The organism is Ottowia beijingensis (assembly GCF_013423955.1).
In the GTDB taxonomy this organism is placed as follows: Bacteria; Pseudomonadota; Gammaproteobacteria; order Burkholderiales; family Burkholderiaceae_C; genus Ottowia; species Ottowia beijingensis.
The window spans coordinates 526,379-539,583 of the sequence record NZ_JACCKX010000001.1 but is presented as its reverse complement, the minus strand read 5'-3'; the positions used below and the strand labels follow the sequence as shown (position 1 = coordinate 539,583).

Below are 13,205 nucleotides of genomic sequence, written 5' to 3'. Positions count from 1 at the left end.
AGTTCAGCGCGCCAGCACAGCGCGCAGCCGCGGCCACAGCAGGTTCAGCGCCAGCCCGCCCAGCACCAGCAGCGCGGCGCCGATCTTCCAGCCCGGCATGGGCTCGCGCAGCCACAGCGCCGATGCGCCCATGCCGAACACCGGCACCAGCAGCGCCAGCGGCGTGACGCTGGCCGCCGGGTAGCGCGCCAGCAGCCAGGCCCAGGCGCCGTAGCCGAACAGCGTGTTGCCCACCGACTGCCACAGCACGGCCACCCAGGTGCCCCAGGTGGCCGACAGCAGCCCGGCGTGGATGGCGGGCCAGCCCTCCAGCAGCAGCGACAGCGCCACCAGCGGCGGCACGGCGAACAGGCTGCTCCACACCATGTAGCCCAGCGCGTCCACGCGGCCCGCGGCGCGGCTGACGATGTTGCCGCAGGCCCAGGCCAGGGCGGCCAGCAGCATCAGCACCAGCCCCAGCGGCGTGACGGACGCGCCCTCGGTCACGGCGTGCCAGCCGATCAGCACCATGCCCGCCACCGACAGGGCCATGGCCAGAACCTGGAACACGCGCACCCGCTCGCCCGCCAGCAGCATGGCCAGGCCGATGGTGAAGAACACCTGCACCTGCACCACCAGCGAGGCCAGGCCGGGCGAGACGAAGCGCGTCATGGCGATGAACATCAGCCCGAACTGCGCCACGCCGATCAGCAGCCCGTAGGCCGCCACGTTGCGCCAGCTGGCCGCCGGCCGGCCGATGAACAGCAGCGCCGGAAACGCCGCCAGCGCAAAGCGCAGCGCCGCCAGCGCCAGCGGCGGCAGGTGCGCCAGCGCGTACTTGATGACCACGAAGTTGGTGCCCCACACCGCCACCACCGCCAGGCCCAGCAGCAGGTGGCGCATCGGCAGCGTGGCGGATGCCGGGGCGGGCAGGGGGTGGTCATGGTGTCGGGGTGGATGGGTGAAATCGGGCTTCAGGCGCCCGGATACAAGCGTCGAAAGCTATCAATACGATAGTATCAGGCGGGCTGGTCGCCCAGCACCGGCAGGCCGGGCGCCAGTTCGCGCACGCGTTCGTCCACGTAGTAGCCGCCGGCCTCGGTGTAGCGCAGCAGCAAGCGCTGGCAGTCGGCGCAGCGGAACAGCGTGCAGCGGTTGTAGGGGTAGAAGTGCGGCGCCACCGGCGCGTCGGCCGATTCGTAGCGCGTGCCCTGCGGGTGCAGTTCCTCGAAGCTCGGCTCGTACACGTCCGCATCGCGCAGCGTGCCCACGGCCTGCATGCGCGCGGCGGGCCAGCGCTCGGGCGGCAGGCTGCGCCAGCCGGCGCAGGCGCCCACGCTGCAAGCGCAGTGCGGCGCGGCGGGCGCCTGGGCCTGCAGGGCGCGCAGTTCGTCGGGGGCAGCGGGTGGTTCATGCCTGCATTGTGGGGCCGCGCTACAGTCGGTTCCGCCATGTGGTTCCTCGCCCGCCGCATCCTGCGCGACCTGCGCCACGCCGGCTTTGCCGACGACGAGGCGCAGGCGGTGCGCCAGACGCCCGCCATGTGGGCGCAGCTGGCCGACTTCCATCGCCAGGGCGGCTGCATCGAGCGGGTCGAGGCCGCCTTCAGCGCCGCCACCGGCCAGCCGGGGCTGATCCGCTTCTTCCACCCGCCCGCGCCAGCGGTGTGCACCCACGCCACGTTTGGGTCGCTGGCGCACGAGCTGGGCCACGCGCTGCTGTTTCCGCCGCAGTGGCAGCCTGCCGCCAGCTTTGCCGACGCGCAGGCCTACGCCCGCTCGCGCGAGCTGGGTGAGGCCCACGCCTGGTTCAACCAGTACCGCCTGTGCCGCGCCAAGGTGGGCGGTGCGCCCGAATCCAGCCAGGTACAGTGGATCGAGAACGACGAGGACTTCGGCACGCGCCCGGTGGACCTGTTCGCCCGCATCGCCGAGCGCGAGGCCGCCGGCTGGCACGAGGCGCGGATCCTGGACGAGCTGGCCGTGCTCAACGCCAACATGTTCCCCAGCGGCATGGGCGAGGGCAACTTCAAGACCTACGGCCAGTGCAACCGCTGGGAGTGGCTGCAGGCCACGCAGCCGCCCGGTTCGCCGTTTCGCCGCTTCATCGCCCAGCTGCCGCGCGCACCGAATGCCGACGACCAGAAGCTGCTGATGAAGTTCAACCTGTTCACGCCCGTCGCAGCGCTGCCCGCCAGCGGCGCCGACCCGCTGGCCCCTCTGGCCGCGGCGCTGGGCGGCGTGGCCACGCGCGGCGATCTGCCGGCGCTGTACGCATTGGCGTGCGACACGGTGCCGGGCGCACGGCCCGGCGTGGCCTGGGCCTGCGCGCGCGCCGGTGGCGCGGCGCCGCCTGCCCAGGCCTGACTGCGAGCCCACGATCGGGTCGTGGTGAATCGTGATCATCGCGCTGGCAAGCAGGCCAAGAAGCGGTGCTCTGATGCCGGCTGAAGAAAGCCCGCACCCCGCTCCGTAGAATCCGCCGGGCCTGCCCGCCCCCTGCATGTCTTCCACCCATCCCCCGACCCTGCCTGCCCCCGCCGACGAGCGCGATGCCGACGCGGCGCGTGTGCCCGATTCGGTCGAGGTCGACGCCGCGCTGGTGGACAACGTGCTGGCCACGCTGCGCGGGCTGCAATGGCCCTCGCTCATCACGGCGGTGGTGTTCTCGGCCCTGCTGTGGCGCCAGCGCGGCGGCCCGTGGCCGCTGATCTGGGGCGCCATCGCCATGGCGGCCGAACTGGCGTGGATGGCGCTGCTGCGCTTTCATGCACGGCAGGTGATGCAGGGCAGCGCGGCCGAGCGCGCGCACTTCGGGCGCCGCCTGCGCTGGCCGTGGGCCCTCTACGGCGCGCTGTGGGGCTGCTCGGTGCTGATCTTTGCCGGCAGCCAGGGCGCCTCGGCGGCGCTGATGGTCAGCTGGTTGATCCTGGTCTGCATCGGCGCGCTCTCCATCGCCGCGCTGGCGCCGCACCGGCCCAGCCTGATGGCCTACATCAACAGCTTTGCCGGGGCGCTGGTGGTGTCTTACGCGGTGGTGCTGGCCCTGCTGCCCCAGGTGGCGTGGATCAACGGCCTCATGCTGGTGCTGCTGCTGGTCTACTGGTTCGCGCTGGTGCACATCGGGCGCACGCAGCACGAGGTGTTCCTGCGCGCCATGACGCTGCAGCACCGCAACGCGCTGCTGATCGATTCGCTGCAGGCGCGCAGTGCCGACCTGGAGCAGGCGCTGGACGCGCGGCGGCGCTTTCTGGCCGTGGCCACGCACGACATCCGCCAGCCGGTGCACGCACTGCGGCTGTACGCCGACATGCTGCAGCAGGACCCGGACCAGGTGGACGACCTGGCGCCGCGCATCGTCAAGTCCAGCGCCGCCGTCAACAGCCTGTTCGACAACCTTTTCGACCTGGCGCTGCTGGACTGGGGCCGCCTGCACCCGGTGCCGCAGCCGGTGTGCCTGCACGAACTGCTGACCGACATGGAGGTGCAGGCCCGCCCCGCCATGCACGACAAGGGGCTGCGGCTGCGCCTGCGGACCAGCCGCGCGCTGCAGTGTGCCAGGGTGACGACGGACCGCGTGATGATGCAGCGCATCCTGGGCAACCTGGTGGCCAATGCCATCCGCTACACCGATCAGGGCGGCGTGCTGCTGGCGCTGCGCGGCACGCTGTCGGCGCCGCGGCTGGAGGTGTGGGACACCGGCGCCGGCATCGCGCCGCACGAGCAGGCGCAGGTGTTCCAGGAATTCTTCAAATCCGGCCAGCACACGGGCACGCAGGACGGCTTCGGCCTCGGCCTGACCGTGGTGCAGCAGCTGGCGCGGCAGACCGGCTGCAGCGTCAGCGTGCGCTCGCAGCTCGGCCGCGGATCGGTGTTCCGCATCGCGCTGCCGCCGGCCAGCGTGCACAGCGGCTGCGCGCCCGGCTGACGCAGCGCTGCCATCCAACCGGCGCAGGTCGGCGTCAGCACGCCGCGGAAAGCTTCTAAAAATAGCAATCGACGCCGGTGCGCCACCGCCCCGGCGCCCACGCCCACGCCCGCTGTCAGGCCTGACCGACAGCCGCAGCGGCCTTCGGCGACAGCCGGCGCGTGCTGCACGCTGCACAGTGGTCCCATGCCGGCTCATCGGCGCCAACTGCAAAGCCAGCGCCCCGCGAGCCGATCCGACGAAACCACCGAGACAAGGAGCCGACATGGCCAACGACCTGAAGAACACCCAACCGCCCGAGGAACCGCCCACCGCCGCACCGGCCGGCATCCCCTCGCAAGACCCGCGCCTGAAGGCGCAGGAGCCGCTGACGCCCGCAGAGCGGGCGTTCGAAGCCAACAGCGTCGTCATGGGCGGTGGCATGGCCGCGGGCGCCGCGGCGGGCGCGGCCATCGGTACCGCCGTGGCGGGCCCGGTCGGCATCGTCGTGGGCGGCACCATCGGTGCCATCGCCGGTGCACTGGGTGGTTACGCCGCCGTTAGCGCCGGCGACCCGAATTACGACTATTGGCGCGACAACCACATCGGCCAGCCCGGCTATGTGGAAGGCTACAGCTACGAGGACGACTACGCCCCCGCCTACCGCCTGGGTTATCAGGGCCGTGGCCGCTACGCCGACCGCCCTTGGGAGCAGGCCGAGGCCGAGCTGCGCAACGACTGGGAATCGCTCAAGGGCCAATCCCGCCTGACCTGGGAGCAGGCCCGCCTGGCCAGCCAGGCCGCGTGGCACCGCGTGGAACGCGCGCTGCCCGGCGATGCCGACGGCGACGGCCGCTGAGCGCAGACCACCAGCCCGCATCACGCGGGCTTTTTCATGCCGCGCGCCACGGCAGCGCGACAATAGCCGGGTGCGGCCGGTTGGCCGCTGGTTTTTCGCGCATCATCCTGACCATGCAGTTGCCGTTCATCCCCTTGCCTCGCGCCCGCGCCCTCACCGCCGTCATCGCCGGCCTTGGCTGCGCCGCGCCGGCGCTGGCCACGCTCGATGTCGAGGCCATGGCGCCGCAGGAGGCCTTCGCGGCGTCCGGCCCCGCGCTGCACCTCGCCCAGACCAGCACCCCGCCCGCTCCCGGCGTGGCCGCCGCCGGCGAAACCGCGCCCGGCACCCCCGCCGGCGCGGCGCGCACAGCAGCCCTGGGCCTACGACAACCTGCCGCAGCCGCACCGCCCCGAGCAGCCCGACGACGAGCGCGTGCACTTTCTCGTCGGCGTGGCGGCCAACACCAGCCCCAACTTCTTCGGCGGCAAAAGCCAGGACTTCAAGCTCAAGCCCGTGGGTGCGCTGCAATGGGGCCGCTGGCGCCTCAGCACCGGCGGCGGCTACGGCCTGATGGGGCAGGGCCGGCGCGACCGCGGCAGCGGCGCCCAGGCCGTGCTGCGCGAAACCGACGACTTCAACCTCAGCCTGTCGCTCAACATCGACCGCGGCCGCGACGTGGCCGACACCGAGCGCCTGAAGGGCGTGCCCGACGTGCGCGCCACGCTGCGTGCCCGCGTGCGCGCGCTACAACCTCACTGACCGCTGGACGGCCAGCCTGGCCGCCTCGCAGGACATCCTGAACCGCGGCCGCGGCATGGAGCTGGACGGCTGGCTGGGCTACCGCTGGCCCATCAGCGAGACCACGCGCATGGACTTCGGCCTTGGCGCCTCGTGGGGCAACAGCCAGTACATGCGCAGCCAGTTCGGCATTCCGCAGGCGTCCACCACGGCCTCGGGCTACCCCGCCTTCAAGCCGCGCGCCGGGCTGTACCAGACGGAGATCGGCGTCGACGTGGCGCATGCGCTGTCGCGCGCCTGGGTGGTGTTCGGCGGCCTGCGCTATTCGCAGCTGCACGGCGATGCCCGGCGCAGCCCGCTCACGGTGCGCAGCAGCGGCGTGTCGGCCACCGTGGGCATCGCGTGGCGCAACTGAAGCGGCACGATCCGTCCTGTTGTTGCTATCAATAGGGGAGCTATCTGAGCAGTTGGGGCGGGCGCTGAAGCCCGATTTGGCTTTATATTGACTCGAAAGAAAGCAAGTTGAAAAACCTTTGAACGCAGAAATCGCCAAGCCAGCGCAGAAGACGCAGAAGCATCATCTGCCGCTCATCAAGGAAGATGGCCCCATCACTTGCAAAAGCTCGCGCAAGGTTTTCAAGCTTGTTCTGCGGCTTTTGCGAAATCTCGGCGTTCTCTGCGTTCAAAAAATTCAGCGCATCTTCAAGTCGATAGCTTCCCCATCAACCACGGTCGCACGGCCCCGCAGCCTCAGTACTGCGTATCCACCTCTTCGGCCGGCACGCTGGCGCGCGCCTCCTGCTCGGCCTCGTCCAGCAGCACGCGTGCCACGGCGTCGGCGGCATCGGTCACCACCACGCCCACGCCCACGCGCGGCACAAAGCGCCGCGGCCCCGGTCGGTGCCCAGCAGGTCGATCGACTCGCCCACGTAGGCGCGCAGCCGGTTCAGCGCCGCCGCAAAGGCCTGCCGGTCGGCATCCAGCGTGATCACCACGATGAAGCAGCGCGGGTGGTAGATGCCCACCAGGCAGCGAAAGCCCGCCGCGCGGCGGATGCGCGCCGCCATCGCCACCAGGATCTGGTATTCGCTGCTGCGATCATCGCCTTCCAGCGGCTCGTACAGATTGTCCAGGTACAGCGCCACCACACCCACCTGCGCCTGCCGGCGCTTGGCTGTCCACAGCGCGTCTTCCACCCGGGTCAGCAGGTGCGAGCCGGTGGGCAGTTGCGTGGCCGGTTCCATGCCCGGCTGGATGCGCGACAGCCGTGCCAGGCGCCGCTGCTCGCGGTTGCGCACGCCCACCAGGTCGGAGGTGAGGATGAAGAAGCCCAGCGTCAGCACCACCGTGACCAGCACCGTGCCGGTGCCCAGCCAGGGCCATGCCACGCCCTGCATGGCCAGGCCGTGCAGGTACAGCCCGTGCAGGTACAGCCCCGTCGTCATGGCGCCCAGCACCGCCGTGGCCAGGGCCATCCAGCGCGCCAGCCGATCACCCAGCATGGCGGCCCGGGCGGAGGCCGCAAAGCCGGGCAGCACCGCCAGCACGTTGCACACCGCCGTCGCCATGAACACGCTGCGAAAGCGCTCCGGCGGCGCCAGCAGGGCCGCCAGCGCCAGGCCCAGCGCCAGCACGCCCATCACGGCCGCGCTCCAGTTGGTGATGCGGTTCATCACCGCGTCCTCGCGCAGGCCGCCCATCCACTGGCCCAGGTAGTACAGCGTGACGGAGGCCGCCAGCGGCCCCAGACTGGCCTTGAACATGCGCAGCACCCGCCCGTCCAGCCGCGGCCACAGCGTCTCGGGCAGGCCGACGATCAGGATCACCGCCGTGCCCATCAGCGCCACGAATACGAGATTGCGCAAGGCCGGCCGGTGGCGCCCTCGGCCAGCCATTAGGCCAGCGCCAGCCCCGCCAGCGTCAGCAGGCCGCCCGCCAGCACGCCCCAGATGGCCACTTCTTGCATCGTCATCGGCATGGGTTCGGATTCTGACTGCTGAACGACGCGGTGGCGCAACGGATCGGGTGCGCGCACGACCACGCGGCGTTGGTGGCATGGTCCGGCGTCAGCGAACAATTTCAATGAAATGTGGCTGCAGGCCGCATCCACCAAGCGCGACCAGCTATTTTTAGTATAGTAAATAACCGGCGTGCAGCGGCTTGACCGGCGTCGGCCCTGGCATGCACATGCCCGCCGCCGTCAGGCCGAGATGTTCTTCTCCGTCGCCACCTTGTTCCAGCGCTCGTACTCCTGCGCCAGGCGCGTCTTCATCTGCGCGGGCGGCTGGTGCGCCGCCAGGGCGCCGATCTTCTGCATGCGCTCTTTCGTGTCGGCCTCGGCCAGGATGGCCTTCAGCTCCTGATCGAGCCGCGCCACCACCGGCGCCGGCGTGCCGTTGGGCACCACGATGCCGCTCCACGAACTGGAGTTGAAGCCCGCAAAGCCCTGTTCCGAGATCGCCTGCACCTTGGGCAGAAACACCTTGGCATCGGGCGAGCCCAGGGCGATGGCCTTGATCTTGCCGCTCTCGATGTGCGGCATGGCGGCGATCAGGTCGGCGTACATCACCGGCACCTGGCCGCCCAGCAGGTCCGTCATGGCCGGCGCGCTGCCCTTGTAGGGGATGTGCTGCATGGGGAACTTGCCAAGGTCCTTCAGCAGCTCCATCGACAGGTGGCCCATGCTGCCCGTGCCGGGGCTGTTGTAGTTCAGCTCCTTCGCCTTGGTGGCGGCGATCAGCTGCTGCAGGTTGTCCACGCCGGGCAGCGCCTGCGGGTTGACCACGATCACGTAGGGCAGGTCGTACACGGTGGCCACACAGGTGAAGTCCTTGCGCGAGTCGTACAGGTTGTTGCGGTAGACGATGGGCGCCAGCAGCGCCGGCATGCCGAACATCGAGATGCTGTAGCCATCGGCCGGCATCTTGATGAACGCCGCCGTGCCGATGGAGCCCGAGGCGCCCGGCCGGTTGTCCACGATCACCTGCTGGCCCAGCCGCGTGGACAGCTTCTGCGCGATCAGCCGCGCCGCCGTGTCCGTCGGCCCGCCGGCCGGGAAGGCGACGATCATGCGGATCACCTTGCTGGGCCAGGCCGCATCGCCCTGCGCATGGGCCTTGAGCGCGGGCAGCGACAGTGCCAGCGCGCCGGCCGCGCCCTGGCGGATCACGTCGCGGCGGCGGGGAAGGGTGGGGTGGGTCATGGGTGTCTCCTGGGGGTGTGAACAGGCCGCCACGCGGACGGCGCTGGCCGGTTTGTACAGCACGGCGGGTTGCGCGAGTACGACGTGGAGCAAGAACCCATCACGACGCGGCACACCGCCGCACCGCGCCGGTCGTGCCCGCCTCAGCCCTTCACCTGCCGCGCCACATCCTTCAGCGCGCTCTGCAGCAGCTCTTCCAGCGTCGGGTGGTAGTAGGGCAGCTCCAGCAGCTGCTGGGCGGTTTCGCCGCGCTGGATGGCCCAGGCCAGCAGGTGGCTCAGGTGCTCGCCGTGGCTGGTGATCAGGCTGGCGCCCAGCAGGCGGCCCGACCGGGCGTCGGCGTACACGCGGATCAGGTCATCCGGCGCGCCCAGCACCTGCGCGCGGCCGTTGGCCGAGCCCTTGGCCGTGCCGATCACCGTGCTGCCGGCATCCAGCTGGTCGTGCGCCATGCCCACGGCGCCGATGTCCGGGTCGCTGAACACGATGGCCAGCGGCACGCGGCGCTGCGGCTGCTCGATGGCGCGGCCGTCGACGATGTGCGCCGCCAGCCGGGCGCTGAACAGGCCTTCGTCCACCGCCTCGTGCATCAGCGGGCGCACGCCGTTCACGTCGCCGGCAAAACCACCGGCGCATCGCCGGCGCGCAGGCCGTCGTCGCTCAGCTGGGGGCGGCCCTTGTCGTCCAGCGGCACGCCGGCGGCGGCCAGATCCAGCCCGTCCAGGTTGGGGCTGCGGCCCAGCGCGGCCAGCACCATGTCGACGGTTTCCGATCGGCCATCGCCCGCGCTCACGGTGATGCGCTTGTCATCCGCCTTGGCCTGCATCGGCTGGCCCAGCCACATCGTCAGCTCGGGCGCAAAGCGGGCAATGGCGGCCTGGCCCACCTCGGGGTCGGTGATGCCGGCGGGCAGCGCCTTCATGTCGCCCGCCACCACGCGCACGCCCAGGCGCGACAGCGCGAGCCCCATCTCCAGCCCGATGGCGCCCAGGCCCAGCATGCCGACGCTGGCGGGCAGCTCGTCCAGGTCGAACAGCGTGTCGGTGGTCAGCACGCGTTCGCCCAGCGCCTTCAGGAAGCCTGGCACCACCGGGCCCGAGCCCGTGGCTACGATCACCGCCTTGGCCTCCACGCGGCGGCCGTCCACGTCCAGCGTGCTGGGGCCGACAAAGCGCGCGCGGCCCATCAGCAGATCGTCGCCCGCGGCCGACTGCGTGCGCTTGGCCGTGTTGCCCGCCAGCATGTCGCGCGTGGCGCGGGCGTGGCGCCACAGGTCGATGGGGCGCTGGGCGCCGGCTGGTGGCTCGGCCCCGTTCAAAGCGTGCGCAGCGTGGCCCACTGCGCGCCCGCGTGCAGCACCGCCTTCGACGGCATGCAGCCCACCCGCGCGCAGGTGGTGCCCAGCGGGCCGTGGTTGATCAGCACGCGCGACAGGCCCAGCTTGCCCAGCTCGGCAAAGGCGCCAATGCCGGCGGTGCCGGCGCCAATGATGGCCACGTCGGTCTGGATGGGGGCGGTCATGGGTATCTCCTTTTCGTATATGCGCAAATCAGCAAACACTGATTAATGCATCGTAGCGGATGTGGTGGGCGTGTGCGCGGCAGCCTGGAACCCAGCCTGGCCTGTGCCGACCAATGGCCGGATCGCCTGGTGTGGTCGCCGCGCCATGTCGCAGGGAGTGGTGAATTCAGGATACTCCCCATATACCAGTCTTATAGCGCTTATCTATAAAGCGCTGTAGGTGGATACTCCCATGATTCTGAATCGCTGCCTGGCGACAAACTCATCAGGGCGAGGCGCTTGGGTGCTGCGTGCCAGGCATCGTGCGCTGGTGCATGGTTCGGGCGGTGCTGATGGCCGGACTGGCTGCCAGCGGTCGAAAGCGTCAGGCGCTCCAGATCGTCATGGCCAAAAAGCATCAGGGCCAGGGCATAGAACAGCATGTAGCCCCAGTATCTGCGGGGCGCTTCGCCGCGGTCCACCAGGCCATACCGTTTGCCGGGCGGGCGCCGTCGTGTCATGACTTGCCCGCTCGTCCAACCCTTGTAGAGCAGCACGGCCACATAGACGGCGAGCGCGAGGTAAAGAATGCGGTTGAAGGAATTCATGGTGCAGCGGTCCGGCCCTGGCCGGCAGCGCATGAGGGTCACGCATGGTAACGATCCTGATCAACGCGCGCCGCGTGCTGCGATCACATGCACCTGTCATGCCGCCGCCAGCTGGCGACGAAGCACCGGTGCCTCATGGTTGTTGTCTTTGTCGAGGCCGGTTCGTAAAGATGGCTCCGTGCCCATTGAGCAGACCGATGGAATCAGGTACGTTACCGATCGCTTCACATGGGGGACGCCGATGCCTGCTCGAACTGTTCGCCTGATCGCCACCGCCGCTGCCGCGCTGGCCTGCAGCGCCCATGCTGCCATCGTCACGCCGGCTGACCCGGCAGGCTGGGGCAACGCCGCATCGGGCGGGGAAGCACCGCCATCACCGGCACCTTGCCACGCAGCGGCAACGGTTCGGCCGAAATCACCCTGCCCACGGTTGCGGCGCAGGCCATGTGGTGGTACGGGCTGGAAACGCCGGTGCCGCTGTCGAGCTTTGCCAGCGCGAGCTACGAGTTCTACCGGGACGGCGCAGCACCAACCCCGGCATCCAGGCGCCGGCCTACGCGCTGTGGCTCGATCTGGACTGTGACGCGAACACCGGCGCCGATCAGACCTATCTGATCTACGAGCCCGGCTACCAAACCCCCGCGCCCACGCCCGTGCCCACCGACCAGTGGGTGCCCCAGACCATCACGCCCACGTCCATCGTCTGGCAAAACGACATCGGCGCGGTGGCCCCCTTCATGCCGCTGTCGGCGTACATCGACGGCTCTGCCGGCACGGTCAGCGGGGCCTGCATCGTCGGTGTGCTGGCCTTCGCAGGCACCGGCTGGGACGGCAGCTTCCACGGCGCCGTCGACAACGTCATGCTGAGTGCCGGCGGCCAGAGCCTTGCCGCCAACTTCGAAGTCAGCGCGCCACCGCCCCCGCCGCCCGCGCCCGCTTCCGTGCCCACGCTGGGCGAATGGAGCCTGCTGCTGACCGGCCTGCTGCTGGCGGCCCTGGGCAGTCGCCAGGCCGCCGGTCGAAGCCGCACGCGCAACGGCGGCTGACGACAACCCTGGCCGCTACGCCTGCCACACCCCCATGCCGGCCGAGCGCAGGTCGATGCCGACTTCGATCTCGCGCGCCACGGCCTCGTCGTGCGTTATCGGGTTGAAGCCTTCGTACAGATCGGGCAACAGGCGCAGGCCGTACTTCAAAACGTAGGCGTTGGCCTGAATGCCCGCCTTGTGCTTGTCGAAGCGCACATCCGGGTCCAGCCCCGTCATGCCCACATACACGCAGGGCTTGCCGTCCACGTAGCCGGGGTTGCAGCGGCGAAAGCGCGGCTCCAGCAGCACGTCTTTCGACAGTTCGATGACGTAGACGTGGTAGTGCGCGCGCCGCCGTCGCGGGCGGGGCGGCGCCGCGCTCACAGCCAGGTCTGGCCCGGCGGCGGGCTGGTTTCGATGGTGAACTCGGGCGTGCCGCCCAGAACGAAGGCGCCCAGCACCAGACTCAGCAGCGACATGAACAGGCTGGCCCAGAACGCGGTCCAGAAGCCGTCCAGGTGAAAGCCGCGCACCAGTCTGGCCACCAGCATCAGCATCAGCGCGTTGATCACCAGCAGGAACAGCCCGAACGTCAGCAGCGTGAGCGGCAACGTCAGCACCACCAGCAGCGGCCGCACCACCGCATTGGCCAGCCCCAGCAGCAGCGCCGCCACCGCCAGCGCGCCGCCGCTGTCGAAGCGCATGCCCTTGAACACGTGCGCCGCCACCCAAAGGCCGAACGCGGTGATGGCCCAGTGCAGCAGGAAAGGGGTGAGATTGGCGAGCATGGGCGGATCGTACCCGCGCGCCCGGCGGGTGATGCGCCCCGACCGGCCGGCCCGGCGCGCTGAACCCGTGGCGCAGGGCCGCACGCTCTTGCCAGCGTACAGCGCCAGAAACAACACAGGCGGCACACCAGCCAAGGTGTCCGCCTGTGTCGTGCGCCAAGGCCGGGGCCTGCGCTCCTGCGCGCTGACGGGCCTTGCGGACCGCCGCTGCGATCAGTTGATCAGTAGCGACCGCCGCCGCCGCGATAACCGCCGCCGTTGCCGGAGCGATAGCCACCGCCACCGCCGCCACGCGGGCCGCTGTCGTCGCGCGGGCGTGCCAGGTTCACCACCAGCGCGCGGCCCGAGACCGACTGGCCGTTCAGCCCCTCGATGGCGGCCTGCGCCTGGGCGGGGCTGCTCATCTCGACAAAGCCGAAGCCCTTCGAGCGACCGGTGTCGCGGTCGGTCATCACGGTGGCCGAAACCACATCGCCGAAGGCCGAAAAATTTTGCTGCAGGTCGGCATCAGAAGCGGAATAGGGCAGATTGCCCACATAGATTTTGGCTCATGGATATTTCTCTCTTCAGGAAAATGGCGGCCCCGGCAATATCAAAACCCGGGCCACCGGGGAA

Annotated in this window: 18 protein-coding genes; 6 read left to right on the top strand and 12 right to left on the bottom strand. The window is 70.1% G+C overall.

Annotated elements, in window-relative coordinates:
• Nucleotides 1-3: 3 nt before the first annotated feature.
• Together H0I39_RS02735 and H0I39_RS02730 are read right to left on the bottom strand one after the other, a co-directional pair.
• Entirely contained in the window at nt 4-888 is an 885-nt protein-coding gene (locus tag H0I39_RS02735; protein ID WP_257645955.1) for an EamA family transporter, read from the bottom strand.
• Between the two features lie 110 nt (nt 889-998).
• Nucleotides 999-1,316, bottom strand: coding sequence for a hypothetical protein (locus tag H0I39_RS02730; RefSeq protein WP_308645750.1), 318 nt, complete (start codon nt 1,314-1,316; stop codon nt 999-1,001).
• Between the two features lie 114 nt (nt 1,317-1,430).
• Between H0I39_RS02730 and H0I39_RS02725 the strand changes: the two genes are divergently transcribed.
• The 5 genes from H0I39_RS02725 (at nt 1,431) to H0I39_RS02705 (ending at nt 5,879) form a co-directional block, all read left to right on the top strand.
• Entirely contained in the window at nt 1,431-2,345 is a 915-nt protein-coding gene (locus H0I39_RS02725; RefSeq protein ID WP_180549487.1) for a hypothetical protein, read from the top strand.
• A 136-nt stretch (nt 2,346-2,481) separates the two neighbouring features.
• The gene (locus H0I39_RS02720; protein WP_180549486.1) at nt 2,482-3,906 is read left to right on the top strand and encodes a sensor histidine kinase; all 1,425 of its coding nucleotides are present in this window, start codon (nt 2,482-2,484) and stop codon (nt 3,904-3,906) included.
• Nucleotides 3,907-4,171: 265 nt separating this feature from the next.
• Nucleotides 4,172-4,744, top strand: coding sequence for a hypothetical protein (locus H0I39_RS23045; RefSeq protein WP_180549485.1), 573 nt, complete (start codon nt 4,172-4,174; stop codon nt 4,742-4,744).
• A 174-nt stretch (nt 4,745-4,918) separates the two neighbouring features.
• Nucleotides 4,919-5,485, top strand: a complete 567-nt coding sequence (locus H0I39_RS02710) for a hypothetical protein (RefSeq protein WP_180549484.1) — start codon at nt 4,919-4,921, stop codon at nt 5,483-5,485.
• Nucleotides 5,454-5,879 carry a MipA/OmpV family protein gene (locus H0I39_RS02705; protein ID WP_180549483.1) on the top strand — a complete coding sequence of 142 codons (426 nt, stop codon included), beginning with the start codon at nt 5,454-5,456 and terminating at the stop codon, nt 5,877-5,879. The genes H0I39_RS02710 and H0I39_RS02705 overlap by 32 nt, the downstream gene beginning before the upstream one ends.
• A gap of 433 nt (nt 5,880-6,312) precedes the next feature.
• Here H0I39_RS02705 and H0I39_RS02700 read toward each other — a convergent pair whose 3' ends face one another.
• The 7 genes from H0I39_RS02700 to H0I39_RS02680 all read right to left on the bottom strand — a co-directional run bounded on the left by H0I39_RS02700 (nt 6,313) and on the right by H0I39_RS02680 (nt 10,774).
• Complete coding sequence (locus H0I39_RS02700) at nt 6,313-7,329, bottom strand: hypothetical protein (RefSeq protein ID WP_180549482.1); 1,017 nt, start codon at nt 7,327-7,329, stop codon at nt 6,313-6,315.
• Between the two features lie 29 nt (nt 7,330-7,358).
• Nucleotides 7,359-7,505: a hypothetical protein gene (locus H0I39_RS02695; RefSeq protein ID WP_180549481.1), complete on the bottom strand. Its 147-nt coding sequence runs from the start codon at nt 7,503-7,505 to the stop codon at nt 7,359-7,361.
• A gap of 159 nt (nt 7,506-7,664) precedes the next feature.
• The gene (locus H0I39_RS02690) at nt 7,665-8,666 is read right to left on the bottom strand and encodes a Bug family tripartite tricarboxylate transporter substrate binding protein (RefSeq protein ID WP_180549480.1); all 1,002 of its coding nucleotides are present in this window, start codon (nt 8,664-8,666) and stop codon (nt 7,665-7,667) included.
• A 143-nt stretch (nt 8,667-8,809) separates the two neighbouring features.
• On the bottom strand, nt 8,810-9,277 hold the full coding sequence (locus H0I39_RS21470; RefSeq protein ID WP_308645749.1) for an oxidoreductase dimerization domain-containing protein: 468 nt from the start codon (nt 9,275-9,277) through the stop codon (nt 8,810-8,812).
• Entirely contained in the window at nt 9,274-9,984 is a 711-nt protein-coding gene (locus H0I39_RS21465; RefSeq protein WP_257645581.1) for an FAD-dependent oxidoreductase, read from the bottom strand. The genes H0I39_RS21470 and H0I39_RS21465 overlap by 4 nt, the downstream gene beginning before the upstream one ends.
• Complete coding sequence (locus H0I39_RS21460; RefSeq protein ID WP_257645580.1) at nt 9,981-10,187, bottom strand: FAD-dependent oxidoreductase; 207 nt, start codon at nt 10,185-10,187, stop codon at nt 9,981-9,983. The genes H0I39_RS21465 and H0I39_RS21460 overlap by 4 nt, the downstream gene beginning before the upstream one ends.
• Nucleotides 10,188-10,387: 200 nt before the next feature.
• Nucleotides 10,388-10,774: a hypothetical protein gene (locus H0I39_RS02680; protein ID WP_180549479.1), complete on the bottom strand. Its 387-nt coding sequence runs from the start codon at nt 10,772-10,774 to the stop codon at nt 10,388-10,390.
• 449 nt (nt 10,775-11,223) lie between these two features.
• Here H0I39_RS02680 and H0I39_RS23040 point away from each other — a divergent pair, with 449 nt between their 5' ends.
• On the top strand, nt 11,224-11,820 hold the full coding sequence (locus H0I39_RS23040; RefSeq protein ID WP_180549478.1) for a hypothetical protein: 597 nt from the start codon (nt 11,224-11,226) through the stop codon (nt 11,818-11,820).
• 15 nt (nt 11,821-11,835) lie between these two features.
• Here H0I39_RS23040 and H0I39_RS02670 read toward each other — a convergent pair whose 3' ends face one another.
• The 3 genes from H0I39_RS02670 to rbp all read right to left on the bottom strand — a co-directional run bounded on the left by H0I39_RS02670 (nt 11,836) and on the right by rbp (nt 13,126).
• A complete protein-coding gene (locus H0I39_RS02670) occupies nt 11,836-12,186 on the bottom strand; it encodes a hypothetical protein (RefSeq protein WP_308645748.1) in 351 nt (116 codons plus the stop codon).
• Entirely contained in the window at nt 12,183-12,590 is a 408-nt protein-coding gene (locus tag H0I39_RS02665; protein ID WP_180549477.1) for a phage holin family protein, read from the bottom strand. Before H0I39_RS02665 ends, H0I39_RS02670 begins: the two co-directional genes overlap by 4 nt.
• Before the next feature lie 221 nt (nt 12,591-12,811).
• Nucleotides 12,812-13,126 (bottom strand): RNA-binding regulator, encoded by a 315-nt coding sequence (gene rbp / locus H0I39_RS02660; protein ID WP_308645747.1) that lies wholly within the window; start codon nt 13,124-13,126, stop codon nt 12,812-12,814.
• Nucleotides 13,127-13,205: the final 79 nt, after the last annotated feature.

Bases quoted from the DNA above. Each gene is read 5' to 3' on its own strand.
- H0I39_RS02680 (WP_180549479.1), bottom strand. From the start codon at position 10,774: ATGAATTCCTTCAACCGCATTCTTTACCTCGCGCTCGCCGTCTATGTG.
- H0I39_RS02690 (WP_180549480.1), bottom strand. From the start codon at position 8,666: ATGACCCACCCCACCCTTCCCCGCCGCCGCGACGTGATCCGCCAGGGC.
- H0I39_RS02725 (WP_180549487.1), top strand. From the start codon at position 1,431: ATGTGGTTCCTCGCCCGCCGCATCCTGCGCGACCTGCGCCACGCCGGC.
- H0I39_RS21460 (WP_257645580.1), bottom strand. From the start codon at position 10,187: ATGACCGCCCCCATCCAGACCGACGTGGCCATCATTGGCGCCGGCACC.
- H0I39_RS02720 (WP_180549486.1), top strand. From the start codon at position 2,482: ATGTCTTCCACCCATCCCCCGACCCTGCCTGCCCCCGCCGACGAGCGC.
- H0I39_RS02665 (WP_180549477.1), bottom strand. From the start codon at position 12,590: ATGCTCGCCAATCTCACCCCTTTCCTGCTGCACTGGGCCATCACCGCG.
- H0I39_RS23045 (WP_180549485.1), top strand. From the start codon at position 4,172: ATGGCCAACGACCTGAAGAACACCCAACCGCCCGAGGAACCGCCCACC.